This window comes from Alcaligenes sp. NLF5-7, from assembly GCF_024266725.1.
GTDB classification, from domain to species: domain Bacteria; phylum Pseudomonadota; class Gammaproteobacteria; order Burkholderiales; family Burkholderiaceae_B; genus Alcaligenes; species Alcaligenes phenolicus.
Genome location: NZ_CP100755.1, coordinates 30,007 through 44,556 on the forward strand (window position 1 = coordinate 30,007; position 14,550 = coordinate 44,556).

Sequence of the window (14,550 nt, forward strand, 5' to 3'; positions counted from 1 at the left end):
AAAGCTGGCAGCGCAGGCTGCCATGCATGATACGGCTTAACGCTTTTTCATTTCCTGATCGACCTTCTCCATCCAGGCCTGATCACAAGGGACGGGCTGTGCTGAGCGCTGACCATACAAACGGATATGCACCACGTTGCACCACTCCTGCGAGCCATAGTCAGGGCCATGCCCTTGTCCATCGGAGACAGCCAATTGGCGATCCACCTTTTCCAGCCAGGCTTCACTGCCGACTTTCTCGGTGGGCGCCGTAGTTTGGCAAGCGGCTAACAATAAAGCGGGGGCAAGCATCAAGATTCGCATGGCAATACCTGAAAAGAAGAGGCGAAACGTCCTTTATAGCAGAGTGCAAGAGGGTGGGTTGGGCGAGAATAAGCTCACTGCATGCGCCTGGCTCCTTCCTCCATCAAAGGCTTTAACCCGTACAGTAATCTGTACAAGTCATTCTATTTCCATTAGACTTGTACAGTGAATTGGACAAGTGAGGTTGCCATGAAAATCATCTCGTTTTCAGAAGCGCGCAACAGCTTGAAAGCTGTACTGGATAGCGTAGTCGATGACGCCAGCACCACCATCATCACGCGTCGTGATGCGGAAGACGCTGTAGTCATGTCACTCGATTACTACAACAGCTTGATGGAAACCGTCCATCTGCTGCGCTCCCCCGCTAATGCGGAACACCTGAGCCGCTCTATCGAACAATATCGTGCTGGCAAAGCCATGCCACGCGAGCTGAGCGATGACTGACCGTTTGTTATGCTGGACTGACGCTGCCTGGATTGACTATGTGTATTGGCAAGGCCAGGACCGCAAGACATTGAAGCGTATCAACAGACTGATAGAGGAAGTACGACGTGCGCCATTCGATGGCATAGGCAAACCTGAAGCGCTTAAAGAAAATCTGTCCGGCTTTTGGTCAAGACGCATTGATGACACGAATCGCCTGGTCTATGCCGTAGACAAGGCAAGCATCACCATCATTTCTTGTCGTTATCATTATTAATCAACCGGACTCCACTAAAGCATCCAAAACCAGTCTGAATTCTGGTGCCCCCCCAGTGAATCGAACACAGCCCCCTACAATCCGAAGTGACTAATTCGTCCCTGGCATGTGAGACAAGAATGAAATGGCTGTTCCTATACCTGATCATGGTATTGCTACCTCTGAGCACTCAGGCAAGAAACACTCCCTGCTCAGGCAAAAAAGGTGGCATTTCCCACTGCGAGGGGGAAGTCTTTGTATGCCGTGATGGTTCAGCCAGCGGCAGCAAGCGGTCGTGTCCTGCATACACCGGCACTGCAGGACAAAGTTCGCAGTCCAGGCCACAGGCGCTGCGATCCAGCAGCGCCTGCCCCTGCTCCAGTGGAACCTATTGCACCGGCCCTCGTGGAGGGCGCTATTGCGAAACCAGCACAGGCAGCAAACGCTATCAGCGCAAATAAGGGGGGCAGCCTGCGGTACTTGCTTAGCAATTGCCCTTTTTAGCCTGGCCAGGTGGACAGTGACGCTGCCCATATCCACCGTAACCATCCGGATCCACGATCACCGATCCCCGGGGGGTATGGACGGCACAGGCGGAAAGAACAGCTGTCATGGTCAAAGCTAAAATAAGTGTTTTCATCATTATTCTCTGGGTTTTAGACGCGCTCATTGTGCGCTAAGGATACACAACAAGGTGCTACCAATCGCGAGCAAATACAGTTGGCCTTCCAGATGCTTGAATCTCTTGCTCTAGCCGTGGCTACGCTAGGCACAAACACAGACTTTATGTAATAATTGCGGACTTGTTGCCCCTCTAGCTCATGCTTGGTTAGAGCAGCGGACTCATAATCCGTTGGTGCCGTGTTCGACTCACGGGGGGGGCACCACCCATTTCAAGCTGCACCTGTATTTCAAAGTCGCACAATCTGCGGCTTTTATTCATTCAGGGATAACCGAAGCTCTGCCTCGAAACCCGTTCGCCTGGTTTAACCACGACGGAAGGTTCTGGCGTGGTCATCACGTTCAGAGGAAAGAGAGCATGGATCCCCGCGTCTTCTTGTTTGCCTTGGCCACTTTCGTCACGGGCACAGCAGAAAACATCATTGTTGGGCTAGTACTGGATGTGGCTTCGGACCTGCGCGTCTCAGTGGCCCTGGCCGGATAGTTAACGGCAGTTTTCTCCCTCAGTTTTGCCTTGATGGCGCCATGCGTCCCTTTATTGGGACATCGGCTGCGCCCTCGCCCCCTGTACTTGAGTGCCTTGGCACTATTCGTCTTCGGCAATGTCCTGGCCGCCCTCAGCCCTTCCTTTACGCTGTTATTTTTGGCAAGAGTAATGATGGCTTGTGCCAGCGCGGTAGTCTGTGTGCTGGCAACAACACTGGCAACAGAATTGGTCCCACCTTCCCTGCAAGGACGTGCCATTGGTCTGATTTTCATGGGGATCAGCGGGTCGCTGGTGTTGGGGGTTCAGGCGGGAATGTTAACTGGCCAATGGGGCGGCTGGCGGATCGCCTGCCAGCCCCGCTAGCCTTGAACCTTGTAGCCGCACTTTATCTTGGCAGCCTGGTTTCCTTGCCCTTTTTACTGAACCACCTGCCTTGGCTAGGCAGCTTCATGGTGCTGATCTGGTTTGCATCAACGGGATGATTTCCCCGGTCGTACAAAGCTTTTTGATCCATACCGACAGTGAATCCGCACAGGCTGGCATCAGCCTGAACTTCTCGGCCATGCATATGGGTGTAGGAGCCGGAACTGAGGCGAGGGTTGATCACAAATGCAGCGAACATCGCTTATCGTGCCCATCAAGGCCTTCCATAAACTGTAAATACGCCCACAACAATTGTTAAAGTTTGTTTTATACAGGAACCCTTCGCCGCCTAGTCATTAAAATCGCTTCTCTTTATATAAGTAGAAGGGGAAGTCCATGACTTTTCGTATGGGTGCATTGGCCGCTATGCTGGCCGTCGCTGGCCTGACTGCAGGCTGTCAGACAATGGATGTGGGTGGCATGGTCGGTGCCGGCAGCAAGGCTGTCCAGGCGTTCAATTTGTCCGATCAGGAAGTGATTGCTCTGTCGGATCAGTCCTGCAAGCAGATGGATGCTGAAAACAAAGTGGCCAGCCCCAACAGCAAGTACAACAAGCGCCTGCAACGTGTCGTCAAGCCATTGGCGAAACAGTTGAACGGTCAAACACCGAACTTCAAGGTTTACCAGACTCAGGAAGTGAACGCCTGGGCCATGGCTAACGGTTGTATCCGTGTGTATGCCGGTCTGATGGACAAGATGAACGACGACGAACTGCGCGGCGTGATCGGTCACGAAATGGGCCACGTTGAACTGGGCCACAGCAAGAAAGCCATGCAAACCGCCTACGGCCTGTCCGCTGCTCGTGACGCTGCTGCCGCCACCGGTAACGGCGTGGTTGCTCAGTTGAACTCCAGCCAATTGGGCGAACTGTCCGAAGCCTTCCTGAACGCTCAGTTCTCGCAATCGCAAGAATCCGACGCTGACGACTACTCCTTTGACCTGCTGACCGAGCGCAAGCTCAAGACCCAGGGTCTGGTTTCTGCCTTTGAAAAACTGGCAGCTCTGGACGGCGGCGAAAGCAGCGTGATGAGCTCGCACCCCGGCTCCAAAGAACGCGCCCAGCGTATGCAACAGCGCATCGACGCGGCTAAATAAGCCCCTTCGACGCAGCGAATCGCATGCCGCTAACCCGTCCGCTTTTGCGGGCGGGTTTTTTTATGGGGACACTAGGGATCACAAGTCAGGATGCAGCACAGCATCGGGCCGCCGCTACCAAACGCTGGATGCTCGGCCAGGAACTTTTTACCCGTACGATGAACCAATCAGACATTACCAACACCCGTACTCCCTCGAACGCCCCTGCCTGACAAGCATTCCAGCTACAGCAAAGCCTGGTCTGTAAATCCTTACTTTTCGTCGCGGTGGCGCCATAAACCAATACCTGCTTTCAGGTATGCTTGTGCCATTCTTTGGTCTTGGCAGTTACGCTCTTGAAAAAGTCTTCCTCTTCAAAAAATTCCTGTCCCTGCGGCAATCCCAAAACCTACGAAGTTTGTTGCGGCCCTTGGCACCAAGGCCCGCAGTACTTGCAAGCCCCCGATGCGGCTACCCTGATGCGCTCGCGGTACAGCGCTTTTGTGCGCGACGATCTGGACTATCTGCTGGCCACCTGGCATAGCTCCACCCGCCCTCATTCGCTGGAACCCAATCCGGAAGGTTTGCAATGGTTGGGCCTGGATGTGCGACGTCATGAACGTGTTTCCGACACGGAAGCGATTGTGGAATTTGTCGCTCGCAACCGTCTGAATGGCCGGGCGAACCGTCTGCATGAAGTCAGCCGTTTTGTCCTTGAACAAGGCCAATGGTTTTACGTGGACGGGGATTTCTCATGAGCCAAAGCAACGACTTTGTACAAGCTGAACAGGTCCATGGCTCCAGCCTGCCCATGGCTTTGCTGCTGGAAGCCGATCCCAGCACGAGTCTGATTGAAAGCTACAAAGACACACCGTACGCCTGGTGTATCAAAGATCAGGAACACATCGTGGCGGCTGCTATTTTGCAGCGCAGGAACGCCCAGGATTGGGAGCTGATGAACATCGCCGTTCAGCCCTCGCACCAGGGTCATGGATTGGGTGCCAAGCTGCTGTCTGCCCTGATTAGCTATGTACGCGAACAAGGTGGGCAAACCTTATATGTGGCCACCGGCACCATTGGCTACCCCCTGTTTTTCTACCAGCGCGCCGGCTTTCGAGTGATAGCGGTAGAGCCCGATTATTTCCTGCACCATTACGACGAGGCCCTGTTTGAGGACGGTTTGCAGCACAAGGACCGCCTGATTCTGAGCCTTGCCCTGAACTAAAAGACTGCAATGATGCTGTCCCTTCCTTCTGGTTGATATGCTGAGCACCCTAAGCAATTTTGCAGAACAGGCCACAGCCCTGATCAGCGCCAACCCACAATGGGTGGCCCCCGCTGTTTTCGCTTTGTGCCTGGTCGAGTCCCTGCCCTTTTTGGCCCTGATCATACCGGGTACAGCCATCCTTTTATCCGTCGGTGCCCTGGTCGGCGCCGGGGAAATGAGCTTGCTGCCGATCTGGCTGTCCGTGACACTGGGCGCCGGCCTGGGCAATGCCATCTCGTTTTTTCTGGGCCAGCGTTACGGCGGCAATCTGTTCCACTTCGAGTGGGCCCGCAAGCGCTTGCATCTGTATGCAAAAGCGCAGGCTTTTTTTGCACGCTGGGGATGGTTTAGTATTGTGGCCTGCCGCTTTGTTGGTCCCTTGCGCTCAACTGTCCCCTTGATTGCGGGCACCTGTGCCATGTCGCCTCTGAGTTTTCATATCTCATCCTGGGCCTCGGCCGCCTTGTGGGCCAGTGTCTTGCTGCTACCTGGCTGGTTCAGTTTCCAACCCTGATTTTCAATGACCCCTGTAAGCCTCGCCTACCTGCATTTATTCATCGCGATTCTCTTCGAGATCATCGCCACCAGCTTGCTGCAGCGCTCCGAACAGTTCACGCGCCTGATGCCCAGCGCCTTCACGATCATGTTCTACGCGGGTGCGTTCTACTTTCTGTCACTCAGTCTGCGCGTCATGCCGGTTGGGGTGGCCTATGCCATCTGGAGTGGAGTGGGCATTGTGCTGATTTCCTTGATTGGCTGGGTGGTCTTCAAGCAGAAGCTGGATTTGGCCGCTATGATTGGCATCGGTTTTATTGTGGTGGGTGTGCTGATTGTGAATCTGTTCTCCAAATCTGTCGGCCACTGATTTTAGTGAATAAATATGATTGCCTTGATTCAACGGGTACGTCAGGCCCAGGTCGATATTGAAAACCAGACTGTCGCAAAAATTGGCGCAGGCATGGCCGTTCTGGTCTGTGCCGAGCACGGTGACACCCGCGAGCAAGCCACACGCTTGCTGGATAAATTGCTGGCCCTGCGCATTTTCTCTGACGAGCAAGGCAAGATGAACCTGAACTTGCAGCAAGCCGGTGGTCAGCTATTACTGGTTAGCCAGTTCACCCTGGCGGCCGATACGCGCAAGGGCAATCGCCCAGGATTCAGCCGCGCTGCGCCTCCTGCAATCAGCCAGCCCTTGTTTGACGAGCTGGTAGCCATGGCCCGCACCCGGCTGCCTGATACCCAGTGCGGCGTGTTTGGTGCCGATATGCAATTGAGCCTGACCAACGATGGGCCAGTCACGATTCCCATACATATTGCGCCCGACGCAGACCCAAGCTGACGATTGCCTTAAAGAGGCTCCATCCCTATAATTGCGCAGGGTGTTTTGCTGGCATGGTGCAGCAAGGCAGGTTAATTACATACGCAAGGTCGGGCCGCCTTGTGGAGATTTGCCGACCATGTCCCACCCTTCTTCCGGTGCGCCTTTGCCACGCGCCCATGTTCTGACCCGCCAGTTGCAAGCCCAATTGCAACGCCTCCTGCATATCGAGGCCCTCGGCGGTGTGGTCTTGTTGATGGCTGCCGCCATAGCCCTGATCTGGGCCAACTCTTCATTTGCCGACAGCTATTCTGCCCTGTGGCACACCCAAGTGACCTTGGAGCTGGGCTCCTGGCGTTTCTCGCAAGATTTGCATTTTTGGGTCAACGATATTCTGATGACCTTGTTCTTCCTGGTTGTCGGGATGGAGATCCGCCGCGAGATCCATGACGGCGCCCTGTCCGACTGGCGCTCGGCCATGCTGCCTATCTGTGCTGCCCTGTCCGCCATTACTCTGCCGGCGCTGATCTACGCCGCCATGAATCCCGACCCGAAGGTGCTGATGGGTTGGGCCATTCCGACTGCCACCGATATTGCCTTCGCAGTGGGTGTGCTGGCCTTGCTGGGCCGCTCCCTGCCCCCCAGCTTGCGGGTGTTTTTGCTGGCGCTGGCCATTATTGATGACTTGGTCGCCATCCTGATCATTGCCTTCTTCTACTCGGGTGGCCTGGACTACAGCGCCTTCCTGATTGCAGCCGTTGGTATTGTGGCCGTCCTGGGTCTGCAAAAAATGGGCATAGGCTCGGCCTGGGCCTATGTCGTTCCCGGTGCGATCCTGTGGTTTGGCTTGTTGAAGACAGGTGCTCACCCCACACTTGCCGGTGTGGTTCTGGGCATGATGAGCCCTGTGCGCGCCCTGCCCTTGCCTCGCAAGGCCCGTCACCTGAATCTGGAACTGGCCACCAAACTGGAAAGCCAACATGACACCCACGAAGTCATGCACACGCCGCAGAAAATGCAGCTGGCTCAACGCGAGATTCTGCCTCCGGTCCAGCGTATTCCTGCACTGCTGCACCCCTGGGTAGCGTTCATCATCATGCCGGTGTTTGCGCTGGCCAATGCCGGGGTCAGCCTGAATGGTCTGGACCTGAATGCCGCCGGTGCACAAAGCGCCCTGTTTGGTGTGGCGATTGCCCTGATTGTGGGCAAGCCCCTGGGCGTCCTGCTGGGCACCTGGTTGCCCGTACGCTTGGGGCTATGTACCCTGCCTGCCGGCATGGATTGGGCCGGCGTCACCCTGATTGGTTTGCTGGCCGGTATTGGCTTTACCATGTCCATCTTTGTGGCCAACCTGGCCTTTGCCGAGCCCGTTTTGCTGGATGCTGCCAAGCTGGGCGTTCTGTGCGGCTCTTTGGCGTCCGCCGTTCTGGGCTTGGCGTGGGGCCTGATTGTGCGTCGTCGCTATCAGCAGTCTGCCAGCCAGGCAGCTTATAGCCAGGCATAAACAGCCAGACGTCAAAAAAACAGGCCCACGCTAGCGTGGGCCTGTTTTTTTTAGGGCTGATCAATTAATCAATGGTCAGCACGCGTTCGTTCAGGATACGGCGGCAATCCATTTCAAACTCCAGATCCTTGACGGGAGGACGGGCCAGGTGCCAGCCCAAGCCATGGTTAATCGCACCGCGTTGAGCCAGTTCAGTAGCCATGAAAGGATGCAGATTGTGCACCGTGTACGCATGGGTGGCCGTCGTGTCAGCCCATTCATGGCCCAACACTTCCAGACGACGCTCCATTTCACCCAGAACCCATTGCGCCTTCTGCAACAGCCCTTCAGGCGACACGTCCTGGTAGGCCACAATGCTCTCTATATAGTCGTCGGGCGTTTCGGGGACTTCGCAGCTGCCTGCGATCACAAAGGTGGCTTCTTCAATATCGGTTTCCACCGTGTAGCTGAAAGCGTAAAAACTGGGCTCGGCAGGTGCGCCTACCAGCGGCGACACGTTGCTGCGGGCGACCGGATTATGCTTGCCTTTGACCAGGCCCCACTCTTTCAGCGTTTCCAGATACAGCTCATTGAACTTGTTGAAGTCGCTGTCGCTAACTGGCTCGGGCGAGCGCAGCTCGCAGGCGCACAAGGCTGTCAAAGGACGCTCTTCTGCTTCCAGCACGGCCTGAATCAAGTCAAAACCTTCTTTCAATGGCACGGGGGCAGAAAACACGACCCGGCAGATCTCGTAACCGGGCTGAGCGGCCACCCCGCCCGAAAAGCGGTTCACGCCGGTCGGAATGAAGCGGTAGTTGCCTTTGTCAAAATTAATCGCATTGCTCATGGTTGTTCCTGATCGTGTAGTGGGCCTTGGCCCGCCGGGGTCGAGTCGCCGTTATGCGGCAAAGCGGGCACTATAGCACCCTCTTAACCGTCTCAAGTTCGGTGCAGGGGCACAAGCCTCACCTTAACAGCACAAATCATTTTTTTGCGCATCATTGCAATCGCTTTGACTTCCAGCGCAGACCTCCCTACGATGGCGATATTCTTCATCACGCTGAGTTTCAGCTTGGTAGTGCACTGAGCGGTTCTATGGGTAAATCATGGATCGATTCACAGACATACTTAGACCACAGCATCAGCAATTTCCCAGACAAAATGCAGCGGCCTGGCGTTTCCTGCGCCCGGCTTGGGAAGCACGTATCCGCAAAGAACGCTATCCTAGCGAGTTTCGTGCGAACTGAGCCGGTTCGCTTTACGGTCTGTTGGCCCGGTGCCAACGTCCTGAACTCAAGACCCTGTACCTGCACGCCCACTGGAGTATTGCATGTCCACGCATCCATCAACTGAGCTACTTGGCCCTCAAACCCCGATTGCCGATATTGTTCTGGCCCTGAATCAGCTGGAGCAAGGCCCCGCGCTGCTCGCTGCCCAGGAGCTGGACAACGAACGCCTGCAAGCCTTGCTGGAAGTGCCGGAGTTGCGTTGGGCCAGTGCGCTCTTGATGGAGCTGACACGTCCCGAACGCCTGCCAGTGCTGGAGCAACTGGCCGAAGACCGAATGGCCGACTTGCTGCAAGACCTGGACCATGAAGACCAGGAGCAGATTCTTGGTCGCCTGACCCAGCACACCCGCACCTCCATCATGCGTCTGATGCACTATCCGGCAGACACAGCCGGCGGCATCATGACTACCGAGTTTCTGCAAGTGCCCATGAGCTGGAATGTGGCACAAACCTTGCAGCACATTCGGGAAGTGGAAAGTACCCGCGAAACGGTCTATGCCATCTATGTGGTCAACGACAAGCAACAACTGCAATTTGTGGTGCCTTTGCGCAAGCTGGTGTGTGCCGACCCGCAAGCGGCCCTGACCGAATTGTGGAGTGGCGACAGCCCCATTGCCGTGCAGGCCCTGACGGACAAGGAGGCCGTGGCCCAACTGATACGCCGCCACGACTTTCTGGCCATTCCAGTGGTGGACGAGGCCAATGCCATCATCGGCATTGTGACGGTAGACGACGTGATCGACGCCCTGATGGACGAGGCCGCCGAAGACATGAACCGCTTCGGGGGTGCCGAACACATTGGCAAACCCTATCTGCAAGCGGGCTTTAGCACCATGATTCGCAAACGGGGAGGCTGGCTGGCCATTTTGTTCCTGGGTGAAATGCTAACCGCCAGTGCCATGCAGTACTACGAAATACAGCTGGAAAAGGCCGTGGTCCTGGCCATGTTCATTCCCTTGATCATGAGCTCCGGCGGTAACTCCGGCTCGCAGGCCACTTCCTTGCTGATTCGCGGTCTGGCCCTGGGTGAAGTCCGGGTGCGCGACTGGTGGCGTGTCCTGCTGCGCGAATTGCCGGTGGGTCTGGTGCTGGGCACCATGTTGGGGGCGATCGGCTTTATTCGTATCGAAATCTGGCAACACCTGGGCCTGTACGACTATGGCGAGCACTCCTTGCTGATTGCCTTCACCATCTGGCTGGCTCTGGTGGGCATTGTGACGTTCGGTTCTTGTATTGGTTCCATGCTGCCCTTCATCTTGCAGCGCGTCGGTTTTGACCCGGCCAGTGCCTCGGCACCCCTGGTGGCCACGCTGGTGGACGTGCTCGGTTTGGTGATTTACTTCTCCGTGGCCGCGATGTTGCTGACAGGAACCTTGCTCTAGCCATGAATTTTTTTGTTGAATCCATACAAAAAAGCGCACAGTAAGAGACAAACTCGGTAACCTATCCGAATTTCACCGTTACATTCCCTCTGACAGGCAGGGGGAGCCTGACACATTTCGTCTAACTTGGCCCCATGGGCCGCTTCGGACATCAGCACCTATGCGGATACTCGACCAGTTCTTCATCAGTGCAGACCAGATGGCTCCCTTCTTGGTTGGCAGCTATAACAGTGGTCTGGTCATCCTGTCGCTACTGGTTGCCATCTTCTCCTCGGGCATGGCCTTGCAAACGGCCCATATTGCCCGCATGGCTGATTTGCGCATACACCGCCAGATTGCCATTTGTACGGGTGCCATCGCCCTGGGCGGTGGCATCTGGACCATGCACTTTATTGGCATGTTGGCGTTTGAACTTTGCACCAGCGTCCATTACGACCCGGCCATCACCATGTTGTCGGTTCTGCCCAGCGTAGGGGCATCCTGGGTCGCCCTGCAAATTCTCTCGCAAGCCCGTGTACAACGCTCGCACCTGATTGTGGGCGGTATTTTGGTGGGTCTGGGTATAGGCACCATGCATTACAGTGGCATGGCTGCCATGCGTATGGCGCCGGTCCTGCGCTATGAGCCCATCACCTTCTTCCTGTCGATTGTGCTGGCCGTGGTACTGGCCACGCTGGCCTTGTGGATACGCTTTCGCCTGCATCGCACCCGCCTGACCTTGCTGCAACGCGTGGTCATCAGCGGCATTGTGCTGGGCCTGGCCATTTCCGGCATGCACTATACCGGCATGGCGGCCGCCCGCTTTATAGGCCAGACCACACCGCCCGATGACATGATCATCTTCAACAGCACCTTTGCCTCCATGGTGCTGTCCACCTTCACCATTACGGTGACGGTACTGGTGACCGCAGCCAACGGCCTGCTGCGCTACCGCCAGTTGTTCTTGAAGATGGAAGAAAGCGAATCGCACAACCGGGCCATTGTGGATACCGCGATTGACGGCATTATTACCATCAACAGCCACGGCACCATTCTGGACTTCAACCATTCAGCCGAACGCCTGTTTGGCTGGAAGGCTGGCGAGGTGCTGGGGCGCAATGTGAACATGCTGATGCCCGAGCCGGACCGCTCGCGCCACGACAGCTATCTGTCCAATTATTTACGCACCAACGACCCAAAAATTATTGGCGTAGGCCGGGATGTCACCGGTTTGCGCAAGGATGGCAGCTTGCTGCCGATGCGCCTGGCCGTAGGCAAGGTACGCCAGCCGGGTGACCCGCTGTTTGTCGGTTTTGTCACTGACATGAGCCGCTACAAGGCACTGACCGAATCCCTGCGTCAAAGTGCGGAAAAAGCCGAGCAGGCAGCCCAGGCCAAGACGGCTTTTCTGGCCAATATGAGCCATGAAATCCGTACCCCTCTCAACGCGATTATTGGCTTTAGCGACTTGATGCTGAATGATCAGATCAATGCGCAGCAAAACAAGCACCTTGCCATCATCAACCAGTCCGCCCACTCCTTGCTGGCCTTGCTGAACGACATTCTGGATACCACCAAGCTGGAACGCGGCTCGGTCGAGCTGGAGCAAGTGGATTTTTCGCTGATTGAATTGTGCAATCAGGTCGTGGCCTCCTTGCGTTTGGCAGCGGATGCCAAGAACCTGGAGTTCCGTCTGAACCATGCGCCCGAGTTGCATCAGTTTTACAAGGGCGACCCGATGCGGATTCAGCAGGTGCTGAACAATCTGATCGGCAATGCCATCAAGTTCACCCAAAGCGGAGCGGTGCATGTGGATGTCAATCCCGAACCAGGGCGCAATACCGTCTCCATCCGCGTCACGGACACCGGCATTGGCATGACTCCTGAGCAGTTGCGCCATGTGTTCACCCCTTTTACACAGGCCGATGTATCCATCAGCCGCCGTTTTGGCGGTACCGGCCTGGGCGTATCCATTGCCCGCCAGCTGGTGGATCTGATGGGCGGCACGCTGAAGGTTGAAAGTACCCTGGGTGTGGGCAGCGTCTTTGAAGTCCGTATTCCCCTGGAACCGGGCAAGGAACCCAGCCTGAGCCCGGACGATCAGCCCGTGCCCCGCCTGCCGCCGCTGCGCATTCTGGTGGCCGATGACATCAGCCTGAATCAGGAACTGCTGACCTTGGCCCTGGAGCAGCACGGACATTCCGTCACAGTGGCCGACAACGGTCACAAAGTGCTGGAGCTGCTGTCCAAAGAAGATTTTGATGTGGCCTTGCTGGATGTGCACATGCCCGAGATGGACGGTCTGGAAACCGCCCGCCGGTGGCGCGAACAGGAACGCCGCGAAGCGCGGCTGCCTTTGCCACTAATTGCGCTGACTGCCAGTGTCATGGAGTCCGACCGTCATGCGGCCCAGGAGGCCGGCATGAATGGCTTTGCCACCAAACCGCTGGATCTGCCTTCTTTGCTGCAGGAGATTGCCATGGTGATGGGTCTGCCCCCCACCGGCCCCTTGGAGCACAGCGTCGAACCACAAGAGAGCAGCCTGATCGATTGGGAGTTGGGCCTGAGCCTGTGGGGTTCCCAGGTCCGTCTGCGCCGCGCTCTGCTGAGCTTTCTGTCTGACCTGCATACCCGCTACCCGCTCGATGAAATCAAGCAGGCATCCCCGAACTGGGAGATTGTGCTGGGCAGCCTGCATGGCATTCGCGGCACCGCCGGCAATCTGGGTCTGCCCCAAGTGTCTGCCCTCAGCGCCGAGCTGGAAGAAAAAATTCGTCGTGGTCAAACTCGCCAGATGCGTCGCCGTATTGAACAGTTGCAGGAAATGTTCAACCGCATCGCTCACGAACTTGGTCACAACGGCCCACCGACTACTTATTCAGACGCTCAACAGGTCGTGGTGCATCCCCCCGACGTTGCCTTGAACAATCTCCACATTCTGCATAGCAGCGTCTTGCTCAACGAGCTGGACGAGCCTGCCTTGCAAGTGGTCTGTCAGTATCTGGAAAGCACAGGGCAAACCGATACCCTGAATGATCTTAATAAAACCATCGACGTGTTCGACTTTGCTCAAGCCAGCCTGATCCTGTCCAAGCTGATCAAAGACCTGAATGCGAGCTTGGCCAAGGATCCGCCACGCCATGAATGAATTTACCTCGCCGCGCCCCACCCTTTTGCTCATCGATGACGAGCCCGCCAATCTGCAGATTCTGCGCCATACGCTGCAACAGGATTTCCGGCTGCTCTTTGCCAAAGATGGCATCAAGGCGCTGGAGCTGGCACAACGGGACCTACCGGACCTGATCTTGCTGGACATCATGATGCCGCAAATGTCGGGTTACGAAGTCTGTCGAGCCTTGAAGGCCGACCTTAAAACCCGCCACATCCCCGTTGTTTTTGTAACTGCGCTCTCGCAGCCGCAGGATGAGCAAATGGGGCTGGACATGGGGGCGGTGGACTACATCTCCAAACCCTTTAACCCGGCGATTCTGAAGGCACGTATACGCAACCATCTGTCCTTGGTACAAATGCAGGAACTGCGCGACAGCCGCCTGCAGATTATCCGTTGCCTGGGGACAGCGGCCGAATACAAGGACAACGAAGTTGGCCGCCACGTCATCCGCATGAGCCACTACACGCGCATTCTGGCCCATTGGCTGGGTTACTCCAGCGAAGCGGCCGACGAGCTGCTGCACGCCGCACCCATGCACGATATTGGCAAAATCGGCATCCCGGATTCCATCCTGCAAAAACCCGGCAAGCTAACGCCCGAAGAATGGGAAATCATGCGTACGCACACCTTGATTGGCGCCCGCATTATTGGCCAGCACTCGCATGGCTTGTTGAAACTGGCACGCACGATCGCGCTGTATCACCATGAAAAATGGGACGGCAGCGGCTATCCCTATGGTTTAACAGGCGAGAATATCCCCCTGCCCGCCCGCATCGTGGCGGTGGCCGATGTGTTTGATGCCTTGGCCAGTGAGCGACCCTATAAGAAAGCCTGGAGTGTGGAGAGCTGCATCAGCTATCTGCGCGAACAATCCGGCCAGCACTTTGACCCGCAACTGATCGCTCTGCTGGATAAATGCCTGCCTGAAATGCTGCATATCAAAGAAAAATGGGCCGACGATCCCCAGCCGATGGCAAAGACTTGAACCGATTGGCCCGTAAGCAGCAGGTGGG

17 protein-coding genes and 1 tRNA gene are annotated in these 14,550 nt (G+C 56.2%); 15 read left to right on the forward strand and 3 right to left on the reverse strand.

The window, feature by feature from the left end; all coding sequences use genetic code 11:
- Positions 1-36 precede the first annotated feature (36 nt).
- The gene (locus MID00_RS00195) at positions 37-303 is read right to left on the reverse strand and encodes a hypothetical protein (RefSeq protein ID WP_035275328.1); all 267 of its coding nucleotides are present in this window, start codon (positions 301-303) and stop codon (positions 37-39) included.
- Between the two features lie 189 nt (positions 304-492).
- Here MID00_RS00195 and MID00_RS00200 point away from each other — a divergent pair, with 189 nt between their 5' ends.
- From MID00_RS00200 to MID00_RS20625, 5 genes are all read left to right on the forward strand, one after another.
- Positions 493-747 (forward strand): type II toxin-antitoxin system Phd/YefM family antitoxin, encoded by a 255-nt coding sequence (locus MID00_RS00200; protein ID WP_009459443.1) that lies wholly within the window; start codon positions 493-495, stop codon positions 745-747.
- Positions 740-1,003, forward strand: a complete 264-nt coding sequence (locus MID00_RS00205; protein ID WP_009459444.1) for a Txe/YoeB family addiction module toxin — start codon at positions 740-742, stop codon at positions 1,001-1,003. Before MID00_RS00200 ends, MID00_RS00205 begins: the two co-directional genes overlap by 8 nt.
- 787 nt (positions 1,004-1,790) lie before the next feature.
- Positions 1,791-1,869, forward strand: a tRNA-Ile gene (locus tag MID00_RS00210).
- Positions 1,870-2,021: 152 nt separating this feature from the next.
- Complete coding sequence (locus MID00_RS20590) at positions 2,022-2,147, forward strand: major facilitator superfamily transporter (protein ID WP_009459451.1); 126 nt, start codon at positions 2,022-2,024, stop codon at positions 2,145-2,147.
- Positions 2,148-2,180: 33 nt separating this feature from the next.
- Positions 2,181-2,513, forward strand: coding sequence for an MFS transporter (locus tag MID00_RS20625; protein ID WP_250757006.1), 333 nt, complete (start codon positions 2,181-2,183; stop codon positions 2,511-2,513).
- Positions 2,514-2,535: 22 nt separating this feature from the next.
- Here the strand turns inward: MID00_RS20625 and MID00_RS00215 are convergent, their stop codons facing one another.
- Positions 2,536-2,772: a hypothetical protein gene (locus MID00_RS00215; RefSeq protein ID WP_254499498.1), complete on the reverse strand. Its 237-nt coding sequence runs from the start codon at positions 2,770-2,772 to the stop codon at positions 2,536-2,538.
- Positions 2,773-2,909: 137 nt separating this feature from the next.
- Here MID00_RS00215 and MID00_RS00220 point away from each other — a divergent pair, with 137 nt between their 5' ends.
- From MID00_RS00220 to nhaA, 7 genes are all read left to right on the forward strand, one after another.
- On the forward strand, positions 2,910-3,668 hold the full coding sequence (locus tag MID00_RS00220; RefSeq protein WP_009459460.1) for a M48 family metallopeptidase: 759 nt from the start codon (positions 2,910-2,912) through the stop codon (positions 3,666-3,668).
- Positions 3,669-4,003: 335 nt separating this feature from the next.
- Positions 4,004-4,405: a YchJ family protein gene (locus MID00_RS00225; protein ID WP_009459461.1), complete on the forward strand. Its 402-nt coding sequence runs from the start codon at positions 4,004-4,006 to the stop codon at positions 4,403-4,405.
- Positions 4,402-4,872, forward strand: coding sequence for a GNAT family N-acetyltransferase (locus MID00_RS00230; protein WP_009459462.1), 471 nt, complete (start codon positions 4,402-4,404; stop codon positions 4,870-4,872). Before MID00_RS00225 ends, MID00_RS00230 begins: the two co-directional genes overlap by 4 nt.
- Positions 4,873-4,909: 37 nt before the next feature.
- On the forward strand, positions 4,910-5,428 hold the full coding sequence (locus tag MID00_RS00235; protein WP_009459463.1) for a DedA family protein: 519 nt from the start codon (positions 4,910-4,912) through the stop codon (positions 5,426-5,428).
- A 6-nt stretch (positions 5,429-5,434) separates the two neighbouring features.
- A complete protein-coding gene (locus tag MID00_RS00240; RefSeq protein ID WP_009459464.1) occupies positions 5,435-5,779 on the forward strand; it encodes a multidrug efflux SMR transporter in 345 nt (114 codons plus the stop codon).
- A 15-nt stretch (positions 5,780-5,794) separates the two neighbouring features.
- Positions 5,795-6,253 carry a D-aminoacyl-tRNA deacylase gene (gene dtd, locus MID00_RS00245; protein WP_009459465.1) on the forward strand — a complete coding sequence of 153 codons (459 nt, stop codon included), beginning with the start codon at positions 5,795-5,797 and terminating at the stop codon, positions 6,251-6,253.
- A 118-nt stretch (positions 6,254-6,371) separates the two neighbouring features.
- Entirely contained in the window at positions 6,372-7,736 is a 1,365-nt protein-coding gene (gene nhaA / locus MID00_RS00250; protein WP_254499499.1) for a Na+/H+ antiporter NhaA, read from the forward strand.
- A gap of 64 nt (positions 7,737-7,800) precedes the next feature.
- On the opposite strand, the gene MID00_RS00255 is transcribed toward nhaA, so the two are convergent.
- Positions 7,801-8,562, reverse strand: coding sequence for a hypothetical protein (locus tag MID00_RS00255; RefSeq protein WP_009459468.1), 762 nt, complete (start codon positions 8,560-8,562; stop codon positions 7,801-7,803).
- Between the two features lie 483 nt (positions 8,563-9,045).
- On the opposite strand from MID00_RS00255, the gene mgtE reads away from it, so the two are divergent.
- The 3 genes from mgtE (at position 9,046) to MID00_RS00270 (ending at position 14,522) form a co-directional block, all read left to right on the forward strand.
- Positions 9,046-10,386 carry a magnesium transporter gene (mgtE, locus tag MID00_RS00260; RefSeq protein WP_254499500.1) on the forward strand — a complete coding sequence of 447 codons (1,341 nt, stop codon included), beginning with the start codon at positions 9,046-9,048 and terminating at the stop codon, positions 10,384-10,386.
- A gap of 160 nt (positions 10,387-10,546) precedes the next feature.
- Positions 10,547-13,513, forward strand: coding sequence for an MHYT domain-containing protein (locus tag MID00_RS00265; protein WP_022983193.1), 2,967 nt, complete (start codon positions 10,547-10,549; stop codon positions 13,511-13,513).
- Positions 13,506-14,522, forward strand: coding sequence for a two-component system response regulator (locus tag MID00_RS00270; RefSeq protein ID WP_009459474.1), 1,017 nt, complete (start codon positions 13,506-13,508; stop codon positions 14,520-14,522). Before MID00_RS00265 ends, MID00_RS00270 begins: the two co-directional genes overlap by 8 nt.
- Positions 14,523-14,550 lie beyond the last annotated feature (28 nt).

Bases quoted from the DNA above. Each gene is read 5' to 3' on its own strand.
- MID00_RS00195 (WP_035275328.1), bottom strand. From the start codon at position 303: ATGCGAATCTTGATGCTTGCCCCCGCTTTATTGTTAGCCGCTTGCCAA.
- MID00_RS00200 (WP_009459443.1), top strand. From the start codon at position 493: ATGAAAATCATCTCGTTTTCAGAAGCGCGCAACAGCTTGAAAGCTGTA.
- MID00_RS00205 (WP_009459444.1), top strand. From the start codon at position 740: ATGACTGACCGTTTGTTATGCTGGACTGACGCTGCCTGGATTGACTAT.
- MID00_RS20590 (WP_009459451.1), top strand. From the start codon at position 2,022: ATGGATCCCCGCGTCTTCTTGTTTGCCTTGGCCACTTTCGTCACGGGC.
- MID00_RS20625 (WP_250757006.1), top strand. From the start codon at position 2,181: ATGGCGCCATGCGTCCCTTTATTGGGACATCGGCTGCGCCCTCGCCCC.
- MID00_RS00215 (WP_254499498.1), bottom strand. From the start codon at position 2,772: ATGTTCGCTGCATTTGTGATCAACCCTCGCCTCAGTTCCGGCTCCTAC.
- MID00_RS00220 (WP_009459460.1), top strand. From the start codon at position 2,910: ATGACTTTTCGTATGGGTGCATTGGCCGCTATGCTGGCCGTCGCTGGC.
- MID00_RS00230 (WP_009459462.1), top strand. From the start codon at position 4,402: ATGAGCCAAAGCAACGACTTTGTACAAGCTGAACAGGTCCATGGCTCC.
- MID00_RS00235 (WP_009459463.1), top strand. From the start codon at position 4,910: ATGCTGAGCACCCTAAGCAATTTTGCAGAACAGGCCACAGCCCTGATC.
- MID00_RS00240 (WP_009459464.1), top strand. From the start codon at position 5,435: ATGACCCCTGTAAGCCTCGCCTACCTGCATTTATTCATCGCGATTCTC.
- dtd (WP_009459465.1), top strand. From the start codon at position 5,795: ATGATTGCCTTGATTCAACGGGTACGTCAGGCCCAGGTCGATATTGAA.
- nhaA (WP_254499499.1), top strand. From the start codon at position 6,372: ATGTCCCACCCTTCTTCCGGTGCGCCTTTGCCACGCGCCCATGTTCTG.
- MID00_RS00255 (WP_009459468.1), bottom strand. From the start codon at position 8,562: ATGAGCAATGCGATTAATTTTGACAAAGGCAACTACCGCTTCATTCCG.
- mgtE (WP_254499500.1), top strand. From the start codon at position 9,046: ATGTCCACGCATCCATCAACTGAGCTACTTGGCCCTCAAACCCCGATT.
- MID00_RS00265 (WP_022983193.1), top strand. From the start codon at position 10,547: ATGCGGATACTCGACCAGTTCTTCATCAGTGCAGACCAGATGGCTCCC.
- MID00_RS00270 (WP_009459474.1), top strand. From the start codon at position 13,506: ATGAATGAATTTACCTCGCCGCGCCCCACCCTTTTGCTCATCGATGAC.